The sequence below is a fragment of the Marivirga aurantiaca genome (genome assembly GCF_016679925.1).
Lineage (GTDB): Bacteria > Bacteroidota > Bacteroidia > Cytophagales > Cyclobacteriaceae > Marivirga > Marivirga aurantiaca.
The window spans coordinates 59480-85674 of sequence record NZ_JAEQBW010000010.1; the positions used below are offsets into that span (position 1 = coordinate 59480).

Consider the following 26195-nt stretch of genomic DNA (forward strand, 5'->3'; position numbering starts at 1 on the left):
TGTGAATCCCCTCATGAAAATACGCCCTAAAGAAGAGTTCTTTAGATATTTGGAAGCTATATAACCCTTGCATTTTTTTTCACACCGCCATTTTTTCCTAGTGCCGGAAGGACATCTCGCCCATAGCGTGACAAAAAATCATGGCTGTGAAAAATAGAGATTTTATGAATTGATATGCTTTTTAAGCAAGTCCACAAAGATTAAATCAATGATAGATGTAAGAATCGTGTTTAAGAGTGTAACTACATACATACTTTTGTACTTATATTTGTGAGGGTTAATTAAATTATTCATTAACCCACCCTCATAAAAAATAAGTGTAAACAATGATCAACTGGCCTGAAAAAAAAGAAAAGCTCAAACAAATCTTTATCACTCTTAAAGACAAAGATTTATTGATGGAAGAAGACAAAATGGACGAAGTATTGAGCAGGCTAGAAACTAAATTAGGGAAATCTAAAGAAGCTCTACGCAAATTAATTTCTAAATTATAATGCATTCTGCAAATAAATACCATTTACTCTTCAAAAGGTAAATTCATTGAATTTTCAGGAGGAACCTGCTTTATCTATCGGTAAGTTTCCAGTGTATAAAGCAGGCTTAGTCCTCACACTACATTGGCCAATAATTGCCCCTTCTATATCCTCTTTTGCATAACAGTGATTTATGTAAACCTCCCTGTGAAGCATATAAGTTATTGCGCAATCAAACCCTCACCTTTGTTTTGCTGAATATTCTTTTCAGACTGCACGCCAGATGCGTAGCTTAAATTTTTTAATGATGTTATTTACAAAATCGATTACCATATTCACCATAGCAGCAGCTATTCTTTTTACCGCATGCAATGAAAAGGAAGATGTAGGAGTACGCCCAAGTGTATTATCCACGGACCCAATCAGTGAAGCTAGTGGTATTGCAATTAACCATATAATCACTGCAACATTTAGTGAGGAAATGGATGGCTCTACTAATACGAAATTTAGTTTAAGACAGGGAACCGTAGAAGTAAATGGAACAACAGCTTACAATAACCTAACAGCTTCTTTTACACCTGAAAATGAGCTCTTACCTAATACACTTTATACTGCCGTTATCAATCAATCAGCTACAAGCCTGACAGGAAGCAGTATGTGGGAAGATTATACCTGGGATTTCACTACCGGAGAACTACCTGACAATACTGCACCAACGATCACTTTAAGCGATCCGGAAAATGATGCCATTAATGTCGAGCTTAACACTACTATTGTGTTTACTTTTAGCGAACCCATGGATCAGAGTACTTTCAACGCTTCAACCTTTGAGGTAAAGCAAGGAGAATCAGTTATTGCAGGTGAAATTACTACCGATGCAACAACGGCTACTTTTACTCCTTGGGAAAATTTAGAGGGCAATATGACATATACAGCAACTATTTCTACCGGAGTAAAAGATACAGCAGGAAATGCCCTTTTAGCCGATAAAATAATTTCATTTACTACTGCCGAAGCTCCTGATACATCAGTACCGAGAGTAAATGCGACAGAACCTATGGATAATGCAACAGAAGTTGTTCGCAACAAAACTATTTCTGTAACTTTTAATGAAGAAATGGATATTGAAACAATTAACAATTCCTCTTTCACATTAGAACAAGGAAACAATTCAATTTCAGGTACAGTAACTTACAATAATGAAATTGCGATTTTTACTCCTGATGCACTTTTGGAGGCCGGACTTACTTACACAGCAAGTATTTCAACAGATGCAAAAGATTTAGCTGGTAATGCATTAGCTGCAAATACTGAATGGAGTTTTACTACAGTTGAAACCTCTTCAGTCCTTGCAACAGTAGATTTAGGAAGCTCAGCTAACTATGTGATTTTAGCTAAGTCAACTATCACTAATGTGCCCACTTCAGCCATCACTGGTGATTTAGGCTTAAGCCCTGCTGCTACTTCTTTAATTACTGGTTTTGATTTGGTTGATGCCACAGGGTATGCTACTTCTACTCAGGTAGCAGGTTATAAGGTGTATGCTGCAGATATGGCAAGTCCAACACCTACTAATTTAACAGTTGCTGTTGAAGATATGATGTTAGCTTATACTGATGCTGCTGGACGTCCTACTCCTGACTTCCTGGAGTTAGCTACAGGTAGCATAGGTGGATTAACGCTATCTCCTGGCTTGTATAAATGGACAACTACTGTGACAATATCCGATGACGTGGTAATCAACGGTGGAGCCGATGATATTTGGATCTTCCAGATATCAGGTGATTTAAGTATGAGTTCTGCTAAGAACATTACTTTAACAGGTGGAGCACAAGCTAAAAATATTTTTTGGCAGGTGGCTGGTTCAGCTACTATTGGAACCAATTCCAGTTTTCAAGGAATTATTTTATCAATGAATGATGCAATCTTTCAAACTGAAGCCACATTATTTGGTAGAGCTTTGGCACAAAAGGCTGTAATTCTTGATAAAAATATAGTTACAAAACCAGAATAATTAAACACACTCATTTAAGAAAGGAAGGCTGCCGATGGCAGCTTTCTTTCTCCTTCATTATCCCATTTAAATAAAAATTATATGAAAACAAGAATATGGATGACCACATTCGCTGCTGTTATAATGGCCGCGTTTATCGGTGGTTGCAAAGATGAAAATGTTGAAATGACTGGCATCTGCCCAGAGGTAGTTTCAACCACACCGGAAGATTTGGAAACAAATGTGGTGCGTAACGAAATTGTAACTGTAACCTTTAATGGTGCTATCAATCCGGAATCGATAACTCCGGCAGCTTTTGGTTTAAGTGTAACTGCCAATACAAACGGTAGAGATATTGCTGCACAAGCTGTTACAGGCGACATGGCTTATGATGCAAGTACTTTTACTTTATCATTTACTCCCTCAAACCTGCTTTCCCCCAATACAAACTATACGGGTACTATATTTTCCTCTATAGAAGATTTAATGGGCAACGAAATGCAGGCGGATTATACCTGGAGCTTTACAACTAATGCAAACATCAGTACTGGAACAGGAACAGAGGTAATAGCTGTTGATTTAAAATCCGTTGAAAGATTTGGCATAATTGCCGGAGTTGGCGTGAGTAATGAAGCCGGCTTTAGTGAGATCCGTAATCTGGATGTAGGTATCAGCCCCGGTCTTCGATCTTCAATTACAGGTTTTCCACCTGCTATTATTGTAAATGGCGATATGTTTGCTTCTGATGATTTAGCACCGGCCGGAGTGGCAGATATGCTCACAGAAGCAAAGCTGCACCTGGAAGAAGTCTATCTTTTTACTGAAGGAGCATCTTCACCTGCCCCTGCTACTGTAGAAGGTGACCAAGGTGGTAAAACATTGGCTCCCGGCATATATAAATCAACATCAACACTTTTGATACAATCAGGTGACTTAACCCTGGACGCAAAGGGTGACCCTAATGCTGTTTGGATTTTCCAGATTGCTTCTGATTTTACAACAGTAGGCGGAGCCGGAGGAAGTATAATTCTAACGGATGGCGCACAAGCCAAAAATATTTTTTGGCAGGTAGGAAGTTCTGCTACAATAGGGGATTTCACCATATTCAAAGGAAACGTATTGGCTTTAACTTCAATTACCATGAATTCAGGAGCTGTTGCAGAAGGTAGAATGTTGGCCAGAAATGGTTCAGTAACTATGACCGACACCAACATAATCGAGAAGCCTTAATTAAAAAACTATTATGAAAAAAATAACTACCAATACAAACGAGAAACCCTTAGGGTTTCTCGTTAACAGACTGAATATTAAATGCTTTATTTTCAGTCTTTTGATTTTAATAGGTATACAAGTGCCATTAATGGCACAAGATGCAGAATACACTAAACCCTCATTCCGTTTTGGTTTGGCGGCAGGTGGAAACTTCAACTTTTATACTGGTACTACACAACGTTTAAATCAGGACTTAACAGTACCTACTGCATTCCGACAAGGTAATGGCATAGGACTTTATGTGGCTCCCTTAATTGAGTACCACCGTCCAGGCTCCCTTCTGGGAGTTATGTTGCAGGCAGGTTATGATAGTCGCAGAGGCTCATTCGATCAGGTGATGACACCTTGTAATTGTGAGGCCGACTTAAAAACAGAGCTTAGTTACATTACAATAGAACCCAGTTTACGTTTTGCCCCATTCAGGTCTTCATTTTATATTTATGCAGGCCCACGCTTTGCATTTAATATGGAAAAAGCATTCACTTATAGCCAAAAAGCAAATGCCGATTTTCCCGAACAAGAAGACAAAGAAGATGTAAATGGAGATTTCAGTAATATGAATTCTGTACTTCTTTCTATGCAAATAGGTGCAGGATACGATATTGAATTATCATCCAAAGAAAATAAAACGCAGTATGTCATTTCTCCCTTTGTAGCTTTTCATCCTTACATTGGTCAGGAGCCTCGTTCCATCGAAACATGGAATGTAACTACCTTAAGAGCGGGTGTAGCATTTAAGATAGGTAGTGGACAAAAAATTGACGAAAAGGAAAATACCGCAACTATTGGTCTTGCTGAGGCCCCTTCTGCTTCCAGAGTCAAATTTTCAGTGATTTCTCCGGAGAACATTCCTGTTGAACGAAGAGTAAGAGAAACATTCCCTTTGCGTAATTATGTGTTTTTCGACATGGGTTCTAATAACATTCCTGAGCGATATGTATTGTTGACTAAAGATCAGGTGAAAGATTTTAAAGAGGATCAACTGGAAGTTTTTACACCTAAAAAGTTGTCAGGGCGTTCAGAAAGAGCCATGGTTGTATATTACAACCTGATCAATATTGTGGGTGACAGAATGGGCAAAAACCCTCAGGCTACAATTACCCTGGTAGGTTCATCAGAAACCAGTAATGCTGATGGAAGAGCCATGGCAGAATCAGTTAAGCAATATCTTACAAGTGTATTCTCCATTGATCCGGCAAGGATAAAGGTTGAAGGACGTGAAAAACCAAAAGTTGTGTCAGGGCCGGAAGGTGGCACTATGGATCTCGCACTTCTTAGTGAAGATGACCGCAGGGTATCTATCGAAAGCAATTCACCTGCTATGCTAATGGAATTTCAAAGCGGGCCGGAAGCTCCTCTTAAACCGGTGCAATTTGAAGCCGTACAGATAGCACCACTTGACAGTTATATCACTTTTATAGCTGAAGGTTCAAATAAAGCATTTTCATCATGGTCGGTAGAAACAGAAGGCAAAAATGGTGAGGTTAAATACTTTGGTCCTTTTAATCAGGAAAAAGTGAGTATCCCTGGCAAATCCGTTATGGGCACACGTCCTGAGGGAGAATACAAAGTAACCATGGTGGGGAAAACCAATAATAATGAAGTTGTAAAAGAAAAAAAGACAGTTAATATGGTTCTTTGGACACCCGCAGAAGATGAAATAGGCATGCGATATAGTGTGATCTATGAATTCAATGAATCCAAATCTATCCGTATTTACGAAAAATATCTTACAGAAATAGTAGCTCCAAAAATACCTGCAAACGGTAAAGTTATTATTCATGGGTATTCTGACAAAATAGGAGACAAAGAAAACAACAAGGAATTATCTGAGGCCAGAGCTAATGATGTAAGGCAAATTTTGAAAAAAGCTTTAGCTAAAGCAGGTAAAAAGGATGTTCGATTTGAAGTGTATGGTTTTGGTGAAGATACTCAATTGGCACCATTTGATAATGAATTACCGGAAGGACGTTTCTATAACCGTACGGTAGTGATTGATATCATACCCAACAAGTAAAATCCACAACTTATAGATTAAGAGGCTGCCTTCCTGGTAGCCTCTTTTTTATTTCTAATGGTTTTACACAAATGATAAGGCTTCGATTTTCCCGGAATCAGTCAACTATATAAGTTTTGAAAGCTTCTATGTAATAGAATGAAGGTGAAATATCTCCAACTTTACAAAAAATAAAAGCTATCATGAACATGAACCAACAATTTCCTGATGTTTCTTTTGACAGACGCCCGAAAGTCAAAGAAATGAAAAAATTAAACCTTATAGAATTATTCCCTAATGTTTCAACGGAAAGGCTTCCGAAAATTAAAAATGCCTTCCACGGGAAGCTGTCTCAACTATTTCCTGACATCTCAGGGGAGATACGCAGCAGAACCGAATTTAAACAAAAAATTTACAAAGAGAGAGCCTTACAGTCTTCTGACTTAATAGATAATAAAAACTTAAAATGGATACTGGTTATTTTTACATTATCAATAACTCTTTACGTATGTTTTAATACTTTCAGTCTTAGTATTTAATTCGAAATCCGCTTAAAATAGTGCGTATTGAATCTCAGGCTCATTCTTATAAAGTAAGCTGTAGTTCGCTGCGCTTAAAACTACGGATAGAAAGAGGTTTTTATAATTTTTCCTTAAACCAATCTATGAGCAATTCATCTCTTTCTTTTACCTTATCAGAAAATTTGTGGTCAGTTTTAAATTTTTTAAGTGTAAAATCGTAATTGATTTCAGTCAGTTTACTGGCTATTTTATCTGATTGATTTGGATTTACCCGTTTGTCTTCTGTACCGCATAGGATAAGTAAACTAGCACTTTTATCTAATTCGTCAGCCCAATATATAACAGAACGTTTTTTCAGTTCTTCTTCTTTATTTTTTTCATAATTGGGTACTAATTTGGCATACACCTTAGTTTCCATTTCCGGTCTTTCCTTAATTAGCGCTTCTATATCTGATGGACCATTACCTATTACTGCTGTTTTTATTTTATCAGTGTGTTTTAGGGATAAATAAGTCATCATTCCACCTCTTGACCAACCGAACATACCAATTCTATTGGCATCCCCTTTTTCTATTTCTTTAGCAGTTTCAATTAAATTGAGGACATCATGAATATCATTACCTCCAAATTCATCATTTTCTCTATAACAACTGGCCATTACAACATAACCTTCATTTACTAATTTAGAGGTGGCAAATAGTAATGCATAAAGTGTCTTAGCCTTCGCCATTTTACCAATTTCTTTATTTCCACCCCGGTTAAAAATAATTACGGGAAATTTTCCTTCTCTTTTTGGCTCAGCAATTATTCCATTTACCAATAATGAATCACTTTTATAAACTATTACATAAAAATTAATTTGATTCAAATATTCATAAGTTTTTAATAGTGAATTGTTTTCGGAAATTTTATTCCAAATAGGTGGTATCTCAGAAAGATTAAAACTTTCTTTCGAGAGAATTTGTCCGTTTTTAAGATTTTTCGCTCTTTTAATATCTTTATCCTGGATTTCTTTATCCAAAATTGTATTGGAAAGTGCCTTTTCATTTTTATAAGATGTATAGTACTTGTTGCCGAACTTAAAGCCAATAAAGAGGCAAATAAATATTATAATTACTCCAATAAAAATTCCAATTCGTTTAACTATTTTCATAAATTTTATTTTTATGGTATGACTCCTGAACTATTTGTTTGTTACACATTACGCATAAAAAAAGTTGAATTTGTAAATTTGCTGAGTTAACTAAACATAGCAAGCAGGTCCAAAAAACTGAACCTCTTTTAACGGGTCTCGCTGAAAAGCCACCAACAAAGAGCCCGCGTCAAAAAGCAGAGTGTCTGCGTAAGCAAGGGGATTCCTGATAATTTATTTACCGTTTCCTTCGTCACGGCTCACAAATTTCAGGAATGACAGTAGCGGTGAGACAAAGAGGTCAGATAAGCTTGTTAGTAATTTCATTTTGCCTTTTTATGTAGCAAAAGTCTAACTACTATATCAATGAACAGGAACAACGATCCGGATATAGACTCTGGACTTTTCTAATGATCAAACAAAGTATCTACTTTACACATGAGTTTCACATAGCTAAGAAGTATGTGCTATATCGTTATGTCACCTAGTTTTTTCGTAGTTTGTGTATTTGGCTGTGTTTTCAAGCATATATTTAGGGCTATTCCCGATAAAAATATCGAAGTATGCTGTATGAGTTGCCCCCATTATTATTAAAACCCTGTCATCCTTAGTTAATGGAATGTCTGAAAAATTGGTGTACATTCTCAAATTTCTTTTATAAAACTCAGCTATGATATCCGATCCTTCAAAATTTCCAGGAGTATGCATAGTGGCTAAAAAGTTGTAAAAGTCAAAAGTTTCCGCCTTATACTCCTTTGTATTTATCTCTCTATATTGTTCTAGCAAAGGTTCTTTATTTACTTTTTCGTATTTATCCATAATACTTTGAACATAAAGACTGTCTGATGCTTTTTGATTAGCAATACTTATTAAACTAGGGTAGTCAAAACCAATTGGATTGTCAATTCCATAAATTTTTTTCGTGCCACTTAATCGCGCTACTTCAAGTCCAATAACATTTACTTCTTCCGAATAATTAATTCTATTGCTTTGGTCGTTCTTGTATTTTTGGTACGTTTCGTTAATAAAACCGGTGCTTTCAGGGGGTATTTCTACACAAATAATTGTTGGTTTGAAATCTACCAAACGGTCAACAATTAGTTTTATGTCTGCTTTAACTGTTGGGTTGTTTATGTCCGTAATTGAAGAATGAGCATCTGTGCTTCCACTTAAATGTATAGAACCAAAATTTAGCACTCTAATTTTGTCAGTGATGCTATTTTCAATTTTTGATTTATTTTTTACATCTTCTTTTCTTTCCGAATTACAGGCCAAAAAGGATAAGATTAAAATTCCTAATAGAAAAGGTTTCCTCATAATTATTTAGATTGGTTTTGAGTTAAGTACAATGCTTAGGCTTTGATGATTGGGACTAGAAAGCACTAAGCTTGCCATCTGCTGTAAGCCGCAACACCAAATTATATAGCGGAATAAATTTACGAATTGTGGTGAACTTTCCAACTACTACAAAACATTCCTGAACCTCATTTAGGCTTGAAATCACTTCCATTCATAGCCAAAACAACAGCCCCAAACTACCGTAACAATACATGACATTAGTCATCTTTTTCACCATTTATAATCAATAAATTGCAGACTATAGCCGGTAAATTTGTACTATCAATCTAAAATTAAAAACGAAAATACTATGTCCCATTCCATCAAAATAGTAAAACCTGAAGAAGCCGTTTCTCATGTAAAATCCAACCAGCGGATATTTATTCAAGGTGCTGCCATGACACCCGTTGCCCTCATAGATGCACTGGTAGCCAGGCACAGTGAATTAACCAATGTGGAAATTATGCATTTACATACGGAAGGCAGAGCCGGCTATACAGATGAACAATATCGCATGGCATTTCATATCAACAGTTGTTTTGTTGGAGGTAATGTGAGAAAATGCATACAGGAAGGAAGAGGAGATTACATTCCCATTTTCCTGAGCGAGGTGCACTGGTTGTTCAGAAGAAACATCCTGCCTTTAGATGTAGCCTTTATCCAGGTTTCCCCACCTGACATTCATGGCTATTGCTCTTTGGGCGTTTCAGTAGATATTACTTTACCTGCTATCGAAAATGCCAAAATTGTAATCGCACAAATCAATCCACGGGTTCCCAGAACACATGGAGATGGTATTATCCACGTTAGCAAAATCCATTATGCCATTGAAGTAAATGAACCTATCCATGCACACGACCTCACGGAGGCTACAGATATTGAAAAACAAATTGGGGCGCATGTTGCAGGCTTAGTGGAAGATGGAGCTACACTTCAAATGGGAATTGGGGCCATTCCGAATGCAGCCCTTGAGAATTTACATAACCACAAAAACCTGGGCATACACACAGAAATGTTTTCAGATGGTATTTTACCTTTGGTTGAAAAGGGCATCATTACTGGAAGCAATAAAGTAGTTAAAAACGGCAAGTTGGTTACCTGCTTTGCAGTGGGTTCTCAAAAGCTGTACGACTTCATGAACGACAATCCTATTGTTCATATGAAAGAAGCAGCCTATACCAATGATACAGCCATCATCAGGAGAAATCCAAAAGTAACTGCTATTAATTCCGCTATTGAAATTGATATCACCGGTCAGGTTTGTGCGGACACCATTGGCAAATACCAATTTTCAGGTGTTGGCGGACAAATGGATTTTATAAGGGGAGCATCGCTTTCCGAAGGCGGTAAAGCCATTTTAGCCATGCCTTCCATCACCAATAAAGGGATCAGTAAAATAGTGCCTTATTTACGAGAAGGAGCCGGGGTAACCACAACACGGGCGCATGTGCATTACATAGCCACTGAATATGGCGTAGTAGATTTGTTTGGAAAAAATCTGAAACAACGTGCTAAAGCCTTAATTTCTATTGCCCATCCTGATGCCAGGGAAGCACTGGACAAAGAAGCTTTTGAGCGGTTTAAGAGTAAATAAAATTTGAATCAGAAAAGCCTTTGCATTACAGAGGTTTTTCTGATTATTTTCTTTTTCTATAACTGACTGCTTCAATAGAATCATCCTCTTTCTTGATGTTAGTTTCTTTTCCTGGTACTATATCAGTATTATGAGCAGATACACAAAACCATTCACTGCCGGTTTTCTGCGCCACAAAAGTAAAAATAGTGTCTCTACTTTTGAGGTGCTGGTTTCCAATTGCTGTTTGTCCTTCTAAATGAAGTTTAGCATTTACTACAGCAACAGTATCTGAAAGATATTTGGTTTTGATTTTTCTTATGGAAAGTTTCGAGTTATTGAATAAATATCTCAATCCATAATCATGGGCTTTAAATATATCTTTTTTATTATGCCACCACAGACCTACTACATTAACAAATTCAGCATCTTCAGCAAATAAATTGGCTATACCTTCTGGCGCTCTGGCATTCCAGGCAGCTACAAAATTTTCCGGCAAGTTCTCAGGTTTTTTTACTTGATTATTAGATGGCATATGCAAGTTCTTTATTACCTTAACTTATTTCAATCCATTTTGTGTTAATACAATTTTCTAAAGCATCTGAGAAGACTCATACGCTAACATTATGGAAAAATCTACAACATAAGATACATCGACTGGAGCGATTTTTAATTGGTATGCAGTGAAATGCACTGCCAGTCATCCCCAGATTTCTGAACCACAAAGTTGAAAACCATATCTTTCCTTTGGATTTTATTTTTCGCAGAAGGATGGCTATCCAAATACAATTGGGCTTTTACCTCAGCAATTGTATCTGTAATATATTTAGTGCTAACATTCTTAACAGAAAGCCTTACCTCTTTAAAATTAAACTTGAGGCCGTTGTCATAAGCACTGAAGAATTCTTTGTTCTTATGCCTCCATAGCCCTTCCACATTCTCCAATTCAGCACTTTCATCAAACAAGTCTATCAATTCATAGGTATCCCTGTCGTTCCAGGCTGTCACGAATGTATCGGGAATGTCCTCGGGAGATCTTGGCTTTTGGTTCTTTAATGGTTCCATTTTAAAATATTTTGTTCAGGTAAAATGTAAAGGTAGTTTGCCTGCATTAAATTATATTCTTACTCGAAAAAATAAAATAAAAAACCCCTGATCAATTGAAATCGAACAGGGGTTTTGATCTATTTTGAATCAGCTTATTTAAGCTTCCTTTTCACTTCTTTTTCTTCAAATCCTTCGATTATATCACCAATCTCAATGTCATTATACCCTTTGATACTGATACCACACTCATAGCCTTTCTTCACTTCAGCCACATCGTCTTTGTATCGTTTCAATTGGTCAATTTCACCGGTATACTTCACAATTCCATCTCTGATCAATCGGATTTGGTTATTACGTTTCACATAACCATCAGTCACCATACAACCTGCAACAGTTCCCACTTTAGTAATTTTGAAGACTTCTCTCACTTCAATATTACCTGTAATGACTTCTTCAGTAGTTGGTGCCAGCATACCTTCCATCGCATCTTTGATTTCATTGATAGCATCATAGATGATAGAATATAACCTGATTTCAATCTCCTCTGCCTCTGCAATTTTCCTTGCATTTTGTGAAGGCCTTACCTGGAAACCGATAACAATCGCATCGGAAGCCGAAGCTAACAATACATCTGATTCTGAAATCTGACCAACTGCTTTGTGAATGATCTTCACCTGGATCTCTTCATTGGACAACTTCAATAATGAATCTGCCAAAGCCTCAATAGAACCATCCACATCACCCTTAATAATCACATTCAGTTCTTTAAACGAACCTATTGCCAATCTACGGCCAATTTCATCCAAAGTAATGTGCTTCTTGGTACGCATGCTTTGTTCACGCTGGATTTGCTCACGCTTATTAGCGATTTCTCTGGCTTCACGATCATTATCCATGACGTTAAACCTGTCTCCAGCCTGAGGAGCACCATCCAATCCCAGCATTAATACCGGAGTTGAAGGACCTGCTTCCTGTAGCTTTTTGCCGCGGTGATCAAACATGGCTTTCACCTTACCATAGTGAGAGCCTGCTAATAATACATCTCCCACTTTCAAAGTACCACTTTGCACCATAATGGTGGTTACATAACCTCTACCTTTATCAAGCTCGGCTTCTACTACTGTACCGGTAGCATTTCTGTTAACATTGGCTGTCAGTTCTAAAACCTCAGCTTCCAACAATACCTTCTCAAGTAAGTCGTCAATACCTTGTCCGGTTTTAGCAGAAATTTCCTGACACTGATATTTTCCTCCCCAATCTTCCACCAATATATTGATATTCGCTAATTCTTCTTTTATTTTATCAGGATTAGCATTAGGCCTGTCTATTTTGTTAATGGCAATTACCATTGGCACACCTGCAACCTGTGCATGATTGATGGCCTCTTTGGTTTGCGGCATCACGGCATCATCAGCGGCCACTACAATTACGACCACATCGGTAATTTTGGCACCCCTTGCACGCATGGCCGTAAAGGCTTCGTGACCCGGAGTATCTAAGAAAGCTACTCTTTTACCAGATTCTGTCTCCACAGAGTAGGCTCCAATATGCTGCGTAATACCACCTGCTTCACCTTCTGTAACTTTTGCTTCACGTATATAATCCAGTAAAGATGTTTTACCATGATCTACGTGACCCATTATAGTTACAATAGGCGCTCTTTCTGTTAAATCTTCTGGGTTATCAACTGTTTCAGTTACTTCTGTTTCATCATCGGCTTCTGTGAATTTCACATCGAAACCAAATTCATCAGCAATAATAGTGATTGTCTCTGCATCCAAACGCTGGTTAATAGAAGCAAAAATACCCAATGCCATACATTTGGCAATGACATCATTTACGCTCACATCCATCATTGAAGCCAAATCATTGGCCGAAATAAATTCTGTGGTTCGTAGTACTTTTGATTGTTCTTCCTGCTCCTGTAAATCGCCCTCTCTTCTATCTGCCTGACTTTGTCTTTTTTCTTTTCTGTATTTTGATCTGTTACCTCCAGCGCCTCCGGTATTACCTTTGCCACTTAGGCGAGCCATCGTTTGTTTGATTTGCTCCTGAATTTCCTTTTCAGTAGGTTCCACTTTTTCTACACGACCTCTTCTTCCACCTGCTGCTGCGCCTCCTCTTTGGTCAGGTCTTCCTCCTCTTTGATCGCCTCTGGCTGCACCACCACCACCGGCTGTGGCGCCAGTTCCTGAACCTGCACCTCTAGATTCTTGAGGCTTGGTAGCTCCAGGAGCATTGGTAGCAATTCTTTTCCTTGGACGTTTGCCTCTACGCGCTTCTTTCTTATCATCAGATGAAGCAACAGGTTTTACGCCTTTTTTACCTTTTCTATCTTTTTCCTTAGGCAATTCAATTTTCCCTAAAACAGTAAGACCTTTTAAAGCATCCGCTCTGGCTGCAATGGTTTTTTCTTCTACTTTCTCTTCCTCTTTAGGAGTCTCCTTAGGTGTTTCTTCTTTAGCAGCAGGTTGAGCTTCCTCCGGCTTTTTGGCCTCTTCCTGAGCTTTAGGTGTTTCTTTTACCTCTGCTTTATCATCAGCTTTTTCTTCTTTAGCGCCATCCGCTTTTGGAGTCTCAACTGGCTTGTCTGTTTCCTTTGTAGGTTGAACTTCCTCTTTAGGTTTTTCGGCCGATGGACTGATTTCTTCTTTTTTGGGCTCTTCTGGCTTCTTAGTATCCTCAGGTTTAGCTGCTTTCTCAGCAGTCGGCTCCTCTTTTTTCACAGGAGCTTCGGGTTCTTTATTTTTCTTAGGTCCTAAGTCTATTTTACCCAATACTTTAATCCCCTGAAGTTTTGGAGCTTCGGATTTATAAGAATCATCATCTTCCTTTTTAGCTGGAGATGGTTCTTCTTCTTTTGCAGGGGTTTTTGGTGCTTCCTGACTCTGCTTACTGGAACCAGCCCCTGTATTTTTAATCAGAATATTATCCTCTTCTTCCTCTTTTTCAACAGCATCACCATCTGAATCAATAGTAACATTGCTATTATGCTTTTTACCTATGGTAAGGCCGGAAGCCTCTTCTTTTTCCATAGCGGATGAAGCAAACTCTTTAGCAAGCATGTTAAATTGCTCTTCAGAGATTTTAGAATTTGGTTTGCTATCCACCTCAAAACCTTTTTTACTCAGGAAATCCGTGATTGTAGATAATCCTACATTCAACTTCCTTGCAGCAAGGTTGAGACGCATCATTTTTTCTTCTGACATAAATGCTTTGTATTCTTCTTAATATTATTAATTCGAGCCTATTAAAATTTACTCGAATTCCTGACTAAATATGTTAAATATTTCGTCTATAGTTTCTTCTTCCATATCGGTTCTTCTGATAAGCTCTTCCCTACCAACTTCCAACACTCTCTTAGCTGTATCCAAACCAATTTTTTTCAATTCAACAATTACCCAATCTTCAAGTACATCGCTGAATTCATCTATCAATACATCCTCTTCTTCGGCAGCAGATAGTTCTCTGAAAACATCAATTTCCATACCTACCAATTTACTGGCCAATTTAATGTTTTGTCCACCTTTTCCAATCGCTAAAGATACTTGATCTGGCTTTAAATAAACAGAAACACGCTTTTTATCTTCCTCAATTTTGATAGAACCGATTTTAGCGGGGCTTAATGCTCGCTGGATATATAGCTCTAAGTTTTCTGTATAGTTAATTACATCGATATTCTCATTCTGTAATTCACGCACTATACTGTGAATTCTTGAACCCTTCATCCCTACACAAGCTCCTACAGGATCAATTCTGTCATCATAAGACTCCACCGCTACTTTAGCCCTTTCTCCAGGTTCCCTAACGATTTTCTTAATAGTGATCAATTCATCATATACTTCCGGTACTTCCTGCTCAAACAATCTTTCCAGAAAAACAGGTGATGTTCTTGAAAGGATAATTTTCGGATTGCCATTGCTCATTTCTACTCTGTGAACAATCGCACGCACGCTATCTCCTTTTCGGAATCTATCCTTTGGTATCTGCTCAGATTTTAAAAGCACTAACTCATTACCATCTGAATCGGTCAATAAAGTTTCACGACTTAAAATCTGGTACACTTCACCAGCAATGATTTCACCCACCAATTCTTTATACTTGGCAAAAAGAATATCTTTCTCCAAATCCTTTACTTTTTGGATAAGGGTTTGTCGTGCAGTGGTAACAGCTCTTCTACCAAAATCCAGTAACTTCACTTCTTCCGCTACTTCTTCACCAATTTCAAAGTCAGGCTCTATTTTCTTGGCTTCTGACAAACTGATTTTATCATGTTCCCAGATGTCTTCGGAATTATCATCCACAATTTCACGGAAACGCCAGATTTCCAAATCACCTTTATCGGCATTTATAATAATATCAAAATTATCATCCGTTTCGTATTTTTTACGGATCATAGTTCTGAACACGTCTTCCAGGATACGGATCATGGTAGGACGATCAATGTTTTTCTGCCTTGCAAAATCGGCAAACGATTCTATTAGATTTAATGTGTCCATGTGTTACTTAAATGAAACCAAGACTTTAGTTTTCTTTATTGATTGAAAAGGAATACTTACTTCCTCTTCCTTGATTTTCTTACTTCCTTTTTCTTTTATTTGTTGGCTCACCAGGATAAAACCCGGTTCAACCTTTAATAATTCACCCGTTATGATAGTATCATCAATTGTTTCAACTTTCACCTCCCTGCCAATATTCTTTTTATATTGACGCTCATTTGCCAACGGATGATCCAGGCCCGGAGACGACACTTCTAAAATATAAGGTTGTTCACCCATTACTTCATCCTCTTCCAGCCGTGCACTTAACTGGCGACTCACGCTCGCGCAAAAGTCAATATCCACTCCCTCATCACCATCCAACAAGATCATAATCTTTCTTTTATCGCTACCCGATATCACAATATCTACGATAAAGTAGTTCGGATCAGTAATGATTTCCTGCAAATAAGCATTTATTTTCGCTTCTAAATCCATTATTCTACGATAAAAAAGAGGGGACTAAAAGCCCCCTCTTTTATTTGTTTACTAACTTTGTTGCAAATTTAGAAGAAAATTCTGAGCAAAACAAATAGCATGTATTTATATACATCAATTAAACTCAAATAATGCTATAATCAGTTAAAAGCCTTATTAATAAGTGCTTATTCACACAAATCTGACTTAAAATAGTTCCTCTTATTCTACTGATATGACAATTAAACCGTTTTAGGCAAACAGGATGATGGGAATTATTATGCCAATGTCTTTTCAGATGATTTATTCTTTTATTTCACAAGAACAAGGAAAGAAACTTCAAAATATTCCTAAAAAGAAAATCAAATTTTTAATTTTGCAGCATGATAAAAGATTTAAAAATCCATAACTCACTCACTCGTAAGAAAGAAGTATTTAAGCCTATCAATCCACCTTTTGTGGGGTTATATGTCTGTGGGCCTACTGTATACAGTGATGTACATATGGGTAATGTCAGAACTTTCATGAGTTTTGATGTGATTAATCGTTATCTGAGACACCTCGATTACAAAGTGCGTTACGTGAGAAACATCACAGATGTAGGCCATTTGGTAAATGATGCGGATGATGGTGAAGATAAAATTGGAAAAAAAGCCAAGTTAGAAAATCTTGAACCCATGGAAATTGTACAACGTTACGCCAATGGTTTCCACCAGGTAATGGACATGTTCAATAACTTGCCTCCAGATATTGAACCATCAGCCACAGGGCACATAGTTGAGCAAATAGAAATCACTAAAAAGCTACTGGAAAATGGATGGGCCTATGAGAAAAATGGTTCTGTTTATTTTAATGTAGAGAAATATAACAATTCCCACGAATATGGGGTGCTAAGTGGAAGGAAAATTGAAGATTTGCAAAGCAATACCAGAACATTGGACGGTCAGGACGACAAGAAAAGCCCGCTGGATTTTGCCTTATGGAAAAGAGCTTCTGATGAGCATATCATGCGCTGGCCATCACCCTGGGGAGATGGTTTCCCGGGATGGCATTTGGAATGTACTGTAATGAGTACTAAATATTTAGGAGAAACGTTCGATATCCATGGCGGTGGAATGGATTTGAAATTCCCACACCACGAATGTGAAATAGCGCAAGCTGTTGGAGCCACAGGAAAACCACCGGTCAATTATTGGATCCATACCAATATGCTGACTGTGAATGGCCAGAAAATGAGTAAATCATTAGGCAACTCATTTCTTCCAACTGAATTAATTTCAGGGGATCATGAAATGCTCGAGCAAGGGTACTCTCCTATGTCTGTCAGATTTTTTATGCTCCAGACACACTATTCCAGTACATTGGATTTTAGCAATGAAGCACTTAAGGCTGCCCAAAAAGGCTACAGGAAATTGGCCAATGGATTAAAAGTATTGAAAACCCTTCACTTTGTGGCCGATGATGGTGTGGAAAATGAGCAAACAATTTCTCAGATCAATCAGCTTTGTGATGAGTGTTACCGCTCCATGAACGATGATTTCAATACAGCAAAAACCGTTGCGCAATTGTTTGATTTGCTAAAAAAAATCAATTCACTTCATGCAGGCCAGTTAAAATACAGTGAAATTGGATCAGCTGTTTTTGAAAAAATGGTTAACACATATCGCTCATTCATGGTGGATATTTTAGGTCTAAAAGAAGAAAACCCTGCTGAGGTGGATCCTATTATCAATGCATTGTTGGATATCTATAGGAAAGCAAAAGTTGAAAAAAACTATGCCCAGGTAGACGAAATACGTGCTATTTTGAAGAGCAACAAACTCCTGATAAAAGACATGAAAACCGGGGTAGACTGGGCTTACGAGGAATAATCCAATCCTTTGTAAAACCATCAACATCAATTTTGAGCTGTTTCTTCATTTGAGAAAAATAGCATTTTCCTTTTTAAAAACAGAAAGAAATGGATGGGATAAGCAAAAAACTCACAGTTGAAATAAATGCTAAAAAAGCTTTTCGGAAATTTGTTCATGAATTCAATCAATGGTGGCCGAAAGAATATACCTGGTCGCAGGATTTTCTCAGGGAAATTAAAATAGACCCGAAAATAGATGGGCTATGTACAGAAATTGGCCCTTATGGATTCCGAATTGATTGGGGACGAGTAACAAATCTTACTGAGAATGAAAGTATAGAATTTAAGTGGCAAATTAGCCCAAAAAGAGAACCTATTCCCAATCCTGATGCTGCAAGTGATATAAAAATCAATTTTACCCAGCAGAATGGTTCAGCTACAAGTATTGAATTTGAGCATTACAATTTTAGAAATCACGCTGATGGAGGCAAGGAGTATCAGGAAATGATGGATTCTGAGTATGGTTGGGATTATATTTTAGGTCAGTTTATAAATTATTGCAAGGAATAATTCTTGCTTGACAGCCTTACCGGAGCCATTATTTTTACAGCCAATTGTTTTTAAAAGCACGCTGGCTCAAATTTAGAAAGGATATCCAATTCCAAAGTTCCAGATCACGTTATCCCTGCGCCAACTCTTGTCTCCATAGCGGAAATCATCCTGCCAAAAGAAATCACCATTTTCATCAGGCTTTCTCAAAGGTGTGGCCACATCAAGCCGAATTACAAAAAATTCAATGTCCACTCTGAGGCCGACCCCTGCGCCAACCGCAACCTGATCTATCCAACCTGAGCTAAACTTTCTGCCGTCCCCTTCAACATCTTCTACATTCCTGAGCCATACATTACCTGCATCGGTGAAAACAGCTCCTTTTAAAACTGAAACTATTGGGAAACGATATTCTAAATTGGCTTCCAGTTTAATATCCCCTGCCTGATCAAAGAAAGAACCTGTTCTACTTCTGCTTTCTTCAGGTACGTACCCACCGGGACCAAGAGATCTAATCCGGAAAGCCCTTACACTATTGGGACCACCTGAAAAATATTGTTTCGAGAAAGGAAGGTTATCGGAATTACCATACGGCAAACCAAAACCTGCAAAAACCCTGCTCACTAATCGTGGCTCATCTCCAAGGTTCAGATAGTGGCGGACATCCACATCAAACTTTGAATATTGGGCATACTGCTGACCTAAAAACTCTCTGTCTTCACCTTCTATACCACCAATATTTTGTCCCAATGCAATTGTATTACCAGCAAAATCCGCAGTGAAAAGCAGAAAAAAGCGGCTTTTTTGTTCCTGCTTCAGTAATTTATTATACTGAAATGAATAAGTTAAGCCTGCTATAAACTGTTGCTCAAAGCTACGTTCCAGCAGTGGGTTATCATCCAATATACCTTCAAATTCCGCAGTGGTATTGGAAAGATTAATCAAATTAATGGATATAGGATTTAAGTTGTGACTTACATATCGGTTGGCATTCCATGTGTAACCCATTTGTGCCAGAAATGAATTTAGAGAAAATAACTGTGACCTCCGGAGCAAATCATAGGACAAAACAAATTTGGTTTTAGGCACAGAATAACGGAAATACTGCTCCAGATTAAAAGGAGCAATTATCCTTGGCACCAGCAGCTCTCCTTTTATACCTGTTTCCAAACTACTTAAACCAGAAAGGTCACCTCCTGATATTTGTGCTTCATAACCAATTTTACCTGTTACAGTGAAACTTTCGCCTCCACGAAATAAATTTCGATTTTCATATTCCATATTAAAGGTGGGGCCGGCAAAATTATTCGATTTTGACACTAGCTGTAATTCAGTCCTAAAAGCTCTTTTTCTCATTGGAGAAAGGTAGATTGAGGTATTCAACTGTCCCAACCCATCTTTCTGAACTGAATCTTCCTGAAAACGAATACTCACAAATCTATAGGTTCGTAAAGAATTTAACCTACGGCTTGTGTGATCTTCATTTGTCTGATTATAATAGTCTCCCTCATTCAATAACAAGTAAGGATGCAGACGGTCTGGCCGGAAAAACTCTTCTTCCTGAATGAATCTCACTCCTTCATACTCTGTAGAGTCCAACGAAACCTCAGAGCTGTCCATCTTTACCTGGTAATTAGGGTAAACTTTTATGTCTCCTATAACATATCTCAAAAGTGCGTCTTCAGGAGTGGTTCTTTTAATTGAAAGGGTAAGTGAAACTTGATTGTCCAACTCCGTACTTAAAGTATCCGCATCAAAAAACAAGTAGTTGTCTGTAAAATAGTAAAAGCCATAATCCTTCAGTAATTGAGCAATCTCCCCTCGTTCTTCGGTCAATTTATCAAGCGTATAAGGCTGGCCTTCCCTCAATATTTTTTGATCCCGGATATGCTGCACTATTAGCGTATCCAATGCTGAGTCTCCTCTTTGTGTGTATTGATAATCTGCAATCATCAAACGATCTCCAGGTCGAATAACATAAAAAGCTTCTCCGGTTTTCTCTTCATGAATGGTATCGGAATCGATCTCACTATAGAAAAACCCCAGGTTTTCCAGCCTGTTAAACATTAGTTTTTCAACTGTTCCTGTTTCTACATCACTCATTAAAACAGGCTCCTCCCCAATTTTTTTATTTACCCATTTGGCAAAAAAACCGGCTTCATCACGCTCTACTTTTTGGTATGCCCACAGCCCGATCCTCATCCCTGCAATTTTATTATTGGGCTCGGGAATCAATACATCCTCTACTTTATCGAGGATTTCATTTTTATATTTATTGGGCACACCACCCTCAAAAGAAATATCTGCACCCAAGTATAAACGTTCGTTTTCAGGTAAGTGCTTTAAGGTATTGCAACTCAACATAGTTGTTAGCAATAATAAAATCAGTACTATATTTTTTGCAAACGATTTATTCATTTTCCTCAACTTCTTCTGTATTCTCCGGCTCATCAAGTTCCTCTTCTTTCGACCAAAGTTCACTAAGTTTATCAAACTCTTTAGTAAACTTAACTGATACCCCGGTTACTATTACTTGCCCATCCAAAAGCCCTTCAAATTCATTCCTACGGAAACCAGTTAACATATACCGACCATCTTCAGTGAGTAAATATTCCACTAAAACATTGCCCAATACATCTGTGGCGCTTTGTCTCTCTCTTTGCTCCCCTTCAAGGTCTACCTGGCTACCTACTTTTACCCTGAACCTGTCGTCAAAAAGTGACTTACTTAAACTAACATCCAATTGCGTTCTATCTTGTGCCGTTCCCGTTTCATAATCTTCATAGCTCTTTAAGTCCATTTCCAAATCAACTCCTTTTATGTATCGGTCGCTTAGCTTATTGAGTTGGTTTGATAGTATCTGACTGGCACTATTTCGTGCTATCGCCTCGGAATCGGGGCCACTACTTTCGCTTCCGGCCGGGAAAAATTGATTTAACACCAATAATGAGAAAACCTGCTTGTTTAATCTTGTTTCATTTTCATTAATAGCCTGAATTTGTTGGTATACGGTTCCACCTATTGCTCCTCTTGAATTTTGTGGCATGTCCAATCCAAATGAAATTTCCGGCTTGGAGATAGACCCATCCACAAATAACTGCACTATAAACGGTAGTTTCTGACGGTAGCGGTTTTGCACCTGCGTGGCCGATCCGGAAATCTGGTCTTCCATAAGGCTATTTGGAGCTGTTTCCACATTGTATTGAGCTGTAATATCCAGGGAAGCTCCCATAGGATCTCCCGTCCAGCTTATTTCGCTTCCACTTTTAATTTCAAATTTCCTTTTTACCAAGTCGTATAAACTAAGTTGATAAAAGCCACTATTCACAAGATAGTTACCACTCAAGGTTAGTGTGCCGTTTTTCCTTAAGTTTAATAACAGGTCTGCTTCTCCTGAAACTGTTAAATAATCACCCCTTCTTTCATCTACAATAATGTTGAAAGCGGCATTCTTATCAGTTTTGATATTGGCTGTAATTTCCATACCGGAGAGCTGAGTACTTTGAACCTCCTCTTCATTTTTCACTGTATCAGCCGGTTCATAAGGACTTTTAAATTCTACAATACCTTCTCTTTCTACCATATCAACTTCTGAATCGGGAATAACATAGGAGAAATCAGTGTCCTCATTAAGGCTCACAGTGGCACTTATTTTCGCATTACTCACTCTACCTTTCCAGTCAGCATTTATATCTACAAAAGCTTTCCCATAAAATAGTTCATTATCCTCTTTGGTGGAATTCATTAATTGAAAGTTTTTAGCATTTACCTGCAGGTCTATTTCCGGATCAGTAAAATCATCCGTCAGTATGGTACCATTAAGCTGCATTTTCTGTCCCTGCCGATCTACTAATGTAAAGTTATTTAACGCTATTTTCTCCTTTTCCAGGGTAATGGTTTCATTTGGCAAGCCAAATGAAGTATTCAAATCGGTCAGTAATAGTGAGGCTTTCTGAAACTGTAACTTTCCAGAATAAGTAAAATCAGAAGGCGTTCCATTTATATCAAAATTTCCTGTTAATGCCCCTTCTGCTTCCTTAATTAAGCCTTCAGTAAAAGTGGTTATAAAAGGCAAAGACAATTCGTTAATTTTAGATGCCATTTCAAATTGCAAAGTGTCGGAAGAGGTATCAAACCAACCTTTATTATCCATATTTAATGGACCATTGATGTTCAAATTCAATGCATAACGGCCGGCACTCTCTTCTTTCACATCAAGGTAAAGGTTGCCTGCATCCTCCTGTAATACTTTAATATCATTTAAATTCAAAGAGGCATAAAGGTTTAACGGTTGTGTAAAATCATCCATTTTTACCTCTCCTTTAAGAACTCCCTTTAGCGGACTTTCTTCGGCATTGATAATGGCGAAGAAATTCTGGATTTTGAAATTCTCAAAATTAAATAACATAGCGGTAGTCTCCCCACTTTCAGTGCTTAAGCTGAAAAGCTGTTGATTCCTTTCAAAAGCCAGGTTCCGGATCATAGGTGCTTCTTTATCAAAATACAATTGGTTGTTCTCATCCAAATTCCAATCTCCCCCATTCAGTATCAGGTTTTGGGGAGAAATATTCCAGACGAGTGAATCATTATTGTTCCTTGCTTCGGCACTTACATGGAAAAGGCTATCTTCCTCTTCATCTTGCATATAAAAATTAAACACTGCTTGTTGCTCACTAACGGTAGCCCTCAATCGGGTAGGATATATATCCATAATGCCTGATGTTATTCTATTGATAGTGGTAGTAGCTTCTAAATTTTCAGCATCAGAAACAATGTCCACCTGCAGGCTGTCAATTTTGATATCCTGAAAAGTTAGCATAGGCATATCCAAAAAGATTTCCAATGCCTCATCTTGTGCTGAGTATTCCCCAACAAGTAATAAAGGCTCAAAGTGAAGGTCAAAAGGAAGGAAATTTTCAATATTATTACTCAGGGCTGCATCTAGTTTAAAATCCACATACAACCCTTGCGAAGTGGTATCCTCTTCAAATAATTGCATTGCCAGTAAGCTGCCAAGGCTAAAATCAATGTTGGACAATACTTCTAAAGATTGATTGATGTGTGTATTAAAAGCTATTTCTTCCCAATTTAAATTGATCATGCTTGAATCAGGAGAGTTATATAAATTAAACTGAAGATCATTAAAAGGATAAGCTTCCTCCTCAGTTCCAAAGGAGAAATTATTGATTTTCAAATCTGCAAACTGCTCGTTTTCATTCATTCTTAAGTTGGCAAAGGCATTCATTTGCAGATATGCCAATGAATCAGCTATTCCAAAAGCCAACAGATTCATTCTTTTTATTTTGGTTGCTACCCTAATTGACTGATCCAGACTGTCAATATTTCCTGAAACATCCAGCATGAAATCCAGAACGCTATTAGTATACTCTGTATGTAAGGAGACCTCATTATCTATTAATTCAGCATGTAACTCTATTGGTTTAAAATCATTTTGTAGGTAGGAAAGGTTATCTATTTTTAAATCGGCTTCCGCCTTAATGTTCGCTAATTCTATTCCCTGACCTTTTACAGTTAGCATTAAATCTACCGGTTTATAAGTGGCTGTATCCTGAAGCCATTTGTCCAGAGCCAGGTCCTCTCCATTTAATTTGAGATTGTAATTTTTCGGTTCGTTCATATTGAAGTTCCCACTTAACCGGATTTTGGAAATATCATCTATCACAGTTCGTAAATCAGCTCTTGCTTTACCTTTGTCCCATGAAGCCTGACCCGTCATCTGGAGTTTCTGAGGGTAATGAGAGGGGTAATCCGAAGGTAAAAAACCCTTGAAATCAGAGGTTCTGCCTTTCAAATTGATATTATCCAGGAAAACCGATAGATTTTCCGTGGAAAGAATTTGTTCGGCACGACCATTTATGGCCAAAGAAAAGTGTTGCCCATAGAATAGTTTTATTTGACTCAAATTCATCTGCTCAGTTGAGCCTTCTATATTTCCATATAATTTGAAAGGGTGTTTGGCCAAATCCCTAAAGGAGGTATCAGTTCTTAATTCCGGGGCAAAATAGTAGGCGTCAGTAAGGTTGATTTGTGTACCTAAACCAATTTTTAAATCCACATCGCTTCCATAAAGGCTACCTTGCATCAAAGAGTCCAGCTCTTCATAATTAAGTACCAAATTAGTTTCAAAAACAGATTGGTTTGTTCGCAACACAAAATCAGATATAACGACTTGGTTTTGATCAAAAGCAATGCCTGTAGTGAGTTCTTTCAATTGAAATTGATTAGAATCTTTCACTGATAATCCTATACTATTCAAATCAAGAAGCTTCTGCTTATAATTTAACTCCTCCAGCTCCAGGCTTAAATCCTGAAATTCCATATGCGCTGCATTAAACCCTTGCCGGTTTTCCGGTTTTTGTCCCTGGTGAAAGCTTAAATCAGCAATATTAAAATCAAATTGGTTTATCTGGATGTTCCAATCAGGCCAGTCAAAGCTTTCGGAAGAATCAGAGGTGCTCGTGGTATCCTGTGTACCCGTACTTTCTGCCATTTGAAAATGAAAATATTCCTGCTCGTTTAAAAAGCTTTCTACAAAAACATGGTTTTTATTGAGATCAATACCGGATTCTTTAAGTGCCAATTCTTTCCAAAGGGCACTGATTGACATGCTGTCAAATTTTGTCTCATAGTTGATGGCAATATCTTGCAACTGTAAGTCTTCAATGGTAATGTGGGGCAATAGTCCTGTGGTATCCTGGCTTTCTTCCGTCTCAGCAAATTCCTGCTTCTGGCTATAATTAAGGACTACATTTGAAAGGTTTAAATTGTCTACTGAAAATATGAGGCTGTCCAAATCAAACTCATCCATGGCTATTTCCAGTTTGCCCAATTGCAAAGAAGTATTTAAACCTATAGTGTAATCCGAGTAGGTGAGTGCGATATCTTCTAAATCAACATCGCGGACTTTAAAAGTGGTATTTGATTCTTTTTGCTTTTCCTCCTTAGGAGGCTCCTCATTCTCTCCTGCAAATGCATCAATGATAAACTGGTAGTTAAATGTTGTATCCTGTGGACTGTTGTGCACATTTGCCCTTAAACCTTCCAGTTCAAGGTTCTTCAAAATATATTTCCCTAAAAGCATTGGGCGCCACGCCATATCTACTAATAAAGATTCTGAATAAATAAGAGTGTCCTGTTGTTGATCCTCCACATAAAGACCCTCAACAATGGCTTCTCCAAGAAAGGAAATATAAAGTTTGTCTATTTTTACCTCTGTGTTGGTTTTCTCACTTACAAAATCTGTAGCATAATCTGTAATCTTCTGTTGTACGACAGGCAATCGTAACAACAATAGGATGACAATCAGTAACAAAAGCAGAATACTGAAAGTATATAAGACTATCTTTCCAAATTTTTTCAAATTAGCAAATAGAGGTTTTAAGGAAATATAAATTAAAAGAAAAATTAACTGGAATTACCTAAGTTATAAGGCAATGAGTTTGTTTAATAAACGGAAAAGAAAAAAAAAGATTG

17 protein-coding genes are annotated in these 26195 nt (G+C 37.7%); 8 read left to right on the forward strand and 9 right to left on the reverse strand.

What is annotated here, in order from left to right; translation table 11 throughout:
- Positions 1–326 precede the first annotated feature (326 nt).
- From JKA74_RS16825 to JKA74_RS20795, 5 genes are all read left to right on the forward strand, one after another.
- A complete protein-coding gene (locus tag JKA74_RS16825) occupies positions 327–494 on the forward strand; it encodes a hypothetical protein (RefSeq protein ID WP_201432399.1) in 168 nt (55 codons plus the stop codon).
- Between the two features lie 283 nt (positions 495–777).
- Positions 778–2487: an ice-binding family protein gene (locus JKA74_RS16830; RefSeq protein ID WP_201432400.1), complete on the forward strand. Its 1710-nt coding sequence runs from the start codon at positions 778–780 to the stop codon at positions 2485–2487.
- Positions 2488–2568: 81 nt separating this feature from the next.
- Complete coding sequence (locus JKA74_RS16835) at positions 2569–3696, forward strand: ice-binding family protein (protein WP_201432401.1); 1128 nt, start codon at positions 2569–2571, stop codon at positions 3694–3696.
- A 13-nt stretch (positions 3697–3709) separates the two neighbouring features.
- Positions 3710–5755, forward strand: coding sequence for an OmpA family protein (locus tag JKA74_RS16840; protein WP_201432402.1), 2046 nt, complete (start codon positions 3710–3712; stop codon positions 5753–5755).
- 242 nt (positions 5756–5997) lie between these two features.
- A complete protein-coding gene (locus JKA74_RS20795; RefSeq protein WP_236587874.1) occupies positions 5998–6273 on the forward strand; it encodes a hypothetical protein in 276 nt (91 codons plus the stop codon).
- A gap of 100 nt (positions 6274–6373) precedes the next feature.
- On the opposite strand, the gene JKA74_RS16845 is transcribed toward JKA74_RS20795, so the two are convergent.
- Together JKA74_RS16845 and JKA74_RS16850 are read right to left on the reverse strand one after the other, a co-directional pair.
- Positions 6374–7408 carry an alpha/beta hydrolase family protein gene (locus tag JKA74_RS16845; RefSeq protein ID WP_201432403.1) on the reverse strand — a complete coding sequence of 345 codons (1035 nt, stop codon included), beginning with the start codon at positions 7406–7408 and terminating at the stop codon, positions 6374–6376.
- Positions 7409–7867: 459 nt separating this feature from the next.
- A complete protein-coding gene (locus JKA74_RS16850; RefSeq protein WP_201432404.1) occupies positions 7868–8704 on the reverse strand; it encodes a DUF5694 domain-containing protein in 837 nt (278 codons plus the stop codon).
- A 331-nt stretch (positions 8705–9035) separates the two neighbouring features.
- Here JKA74_RS16850 and JKA74_RS16855 point away from each other — a divergent pair, with 331 nt between their 5' ends.
- Positions 9036–10319 carry an acetyl-CoA hydrolase/transferase family protein gene (locus JKA74_RS16855; RefSeq protein ID WP_201432405.1) on the forward strand — a complete coding sequence of 428 codons (1284 nt, stop codon included), beginning with the start codon at positions 9036–9038 and terminating at the stop codon, positions 10317–10319.
- Positions 10320–10362: 43 nt separating this feature from the next.
- On the opposite strand, the gene JKA74_RS16860 is transcribed toward JKA74_RS16855, so the two are convergent.
- From JKA74_RS16860 to JKA74_RS16880, 5 genes are all read right to left on the reverse strand, one after another.
- Positions 10363–10833, reverse strand: a complete 471-nt coding sequence (locus JKA74_RS16860) for an SgcJ/EcaC family oxidoreductase (protein WP_201432406.1) — start codon at positions 10831–10833, stop codon at positions 10363–10365.
- Between the two features lie 134 nt (positions 10834–10967).
- Entirely contained in the window at positions 10968–11363 is a 396-nt protein-coding gene (locus tag JKA74_RS16865) for a DUF4440 domain-containing protein (protein WP_201432407.1), read from the reverse strand.
- Between the two features lie 134 nt (positions 11364–11497).
- Positions 11498–14554 carry a translation initiation factor IF-2 gene (gene infB, locus JKA74_RS16870; protein WP_201432408.1) on the reverse strand — a complete coding sequence of 1019 codons (3057 nt, stop codon included), beginning with the start codon at positions 14552–14554 and terminating at the stop codon, positions 11498–11500.
- Between the two features lie 48 nt (positions 14555–14602).
- Entirely contained in the window at positions 14603–15844 is a 1242-nt protein-coding gene (gene nusA, locus JKA74_RS16875; RefSeq protein ID WP_201432409.1) for a transcription termination factor NusA, read from the reverse strand.
- A 3-nt stretch (positions 15845–15847) separates the two neighbouring features.
- The gene (locus JKA74_RS16880) at positions 15848–16321 is read right to left on the reverse strand and encodes a ribosome maturation factor RimP (protein WP_201432410.1); all 474 of its coding nucleotides are present in this window, start codon (positions 16319–16321) and stop codon (positions 15848–15850) included.
- 362 nt (positions 16322–16683) lie between these two features.
- On the opposite strand from JKA74_RS16880, the gene cysS reads away from it, so the two are divergent.
- Positions 16684–18171: a cysteine--tRNA ligase gene (gene cysS / locus JKA74_RS16885; protein WP_201432411.1), complete on the forward strand. Its 1488-nt coding sequence runs from the start codon at positions 16684–16686 to the stop codon at positions 18169–18171.
- A gap of 89 nt (positions 18172–18260) precedes the next feature.
- Positions 18261–18722, forward strand: a complete 462-nt coding sequence (locus JKA74_RS16890) for an SRPBCC domain-containing protein (RefSeq protein ID WP_201432412.1) — start codon at positions 18261–18263, stop codon at positions 18720–18722.
- Between the two features lie 72 nt (positions 18723–18794).
- Here JKA74_RS16890 and tamL read toward each other — a convergent pair whose 3' ends face one another.
- On the reverse strand, positions 18795–21119 hold the full coding sequence (gene tamL, locus JKA74_RS16895) for a translocation and assembly module lipoprotein TamL (RefSeq protein WP_201432413.1): 2325 nt from the start codon (positions 21117–21119) through the stop codon (positions 18795–18797).
- Complete coding sequence (locus JKA74_RS16900; protein ID WP_201432414.1) at positions 21112–26082, reverse strand: translocation/assembly module TamB domain-containing protein; 4971 nt, start codon at positions 26080–26082, stop codon at positions 21112–21114. Before JKA74_RS16900 ends, tamL begins: the two co-directional genes overlap by 8 nt.
- Between the last annotated feature and the right edge of the window lie 113 nt (positions 26083–26195).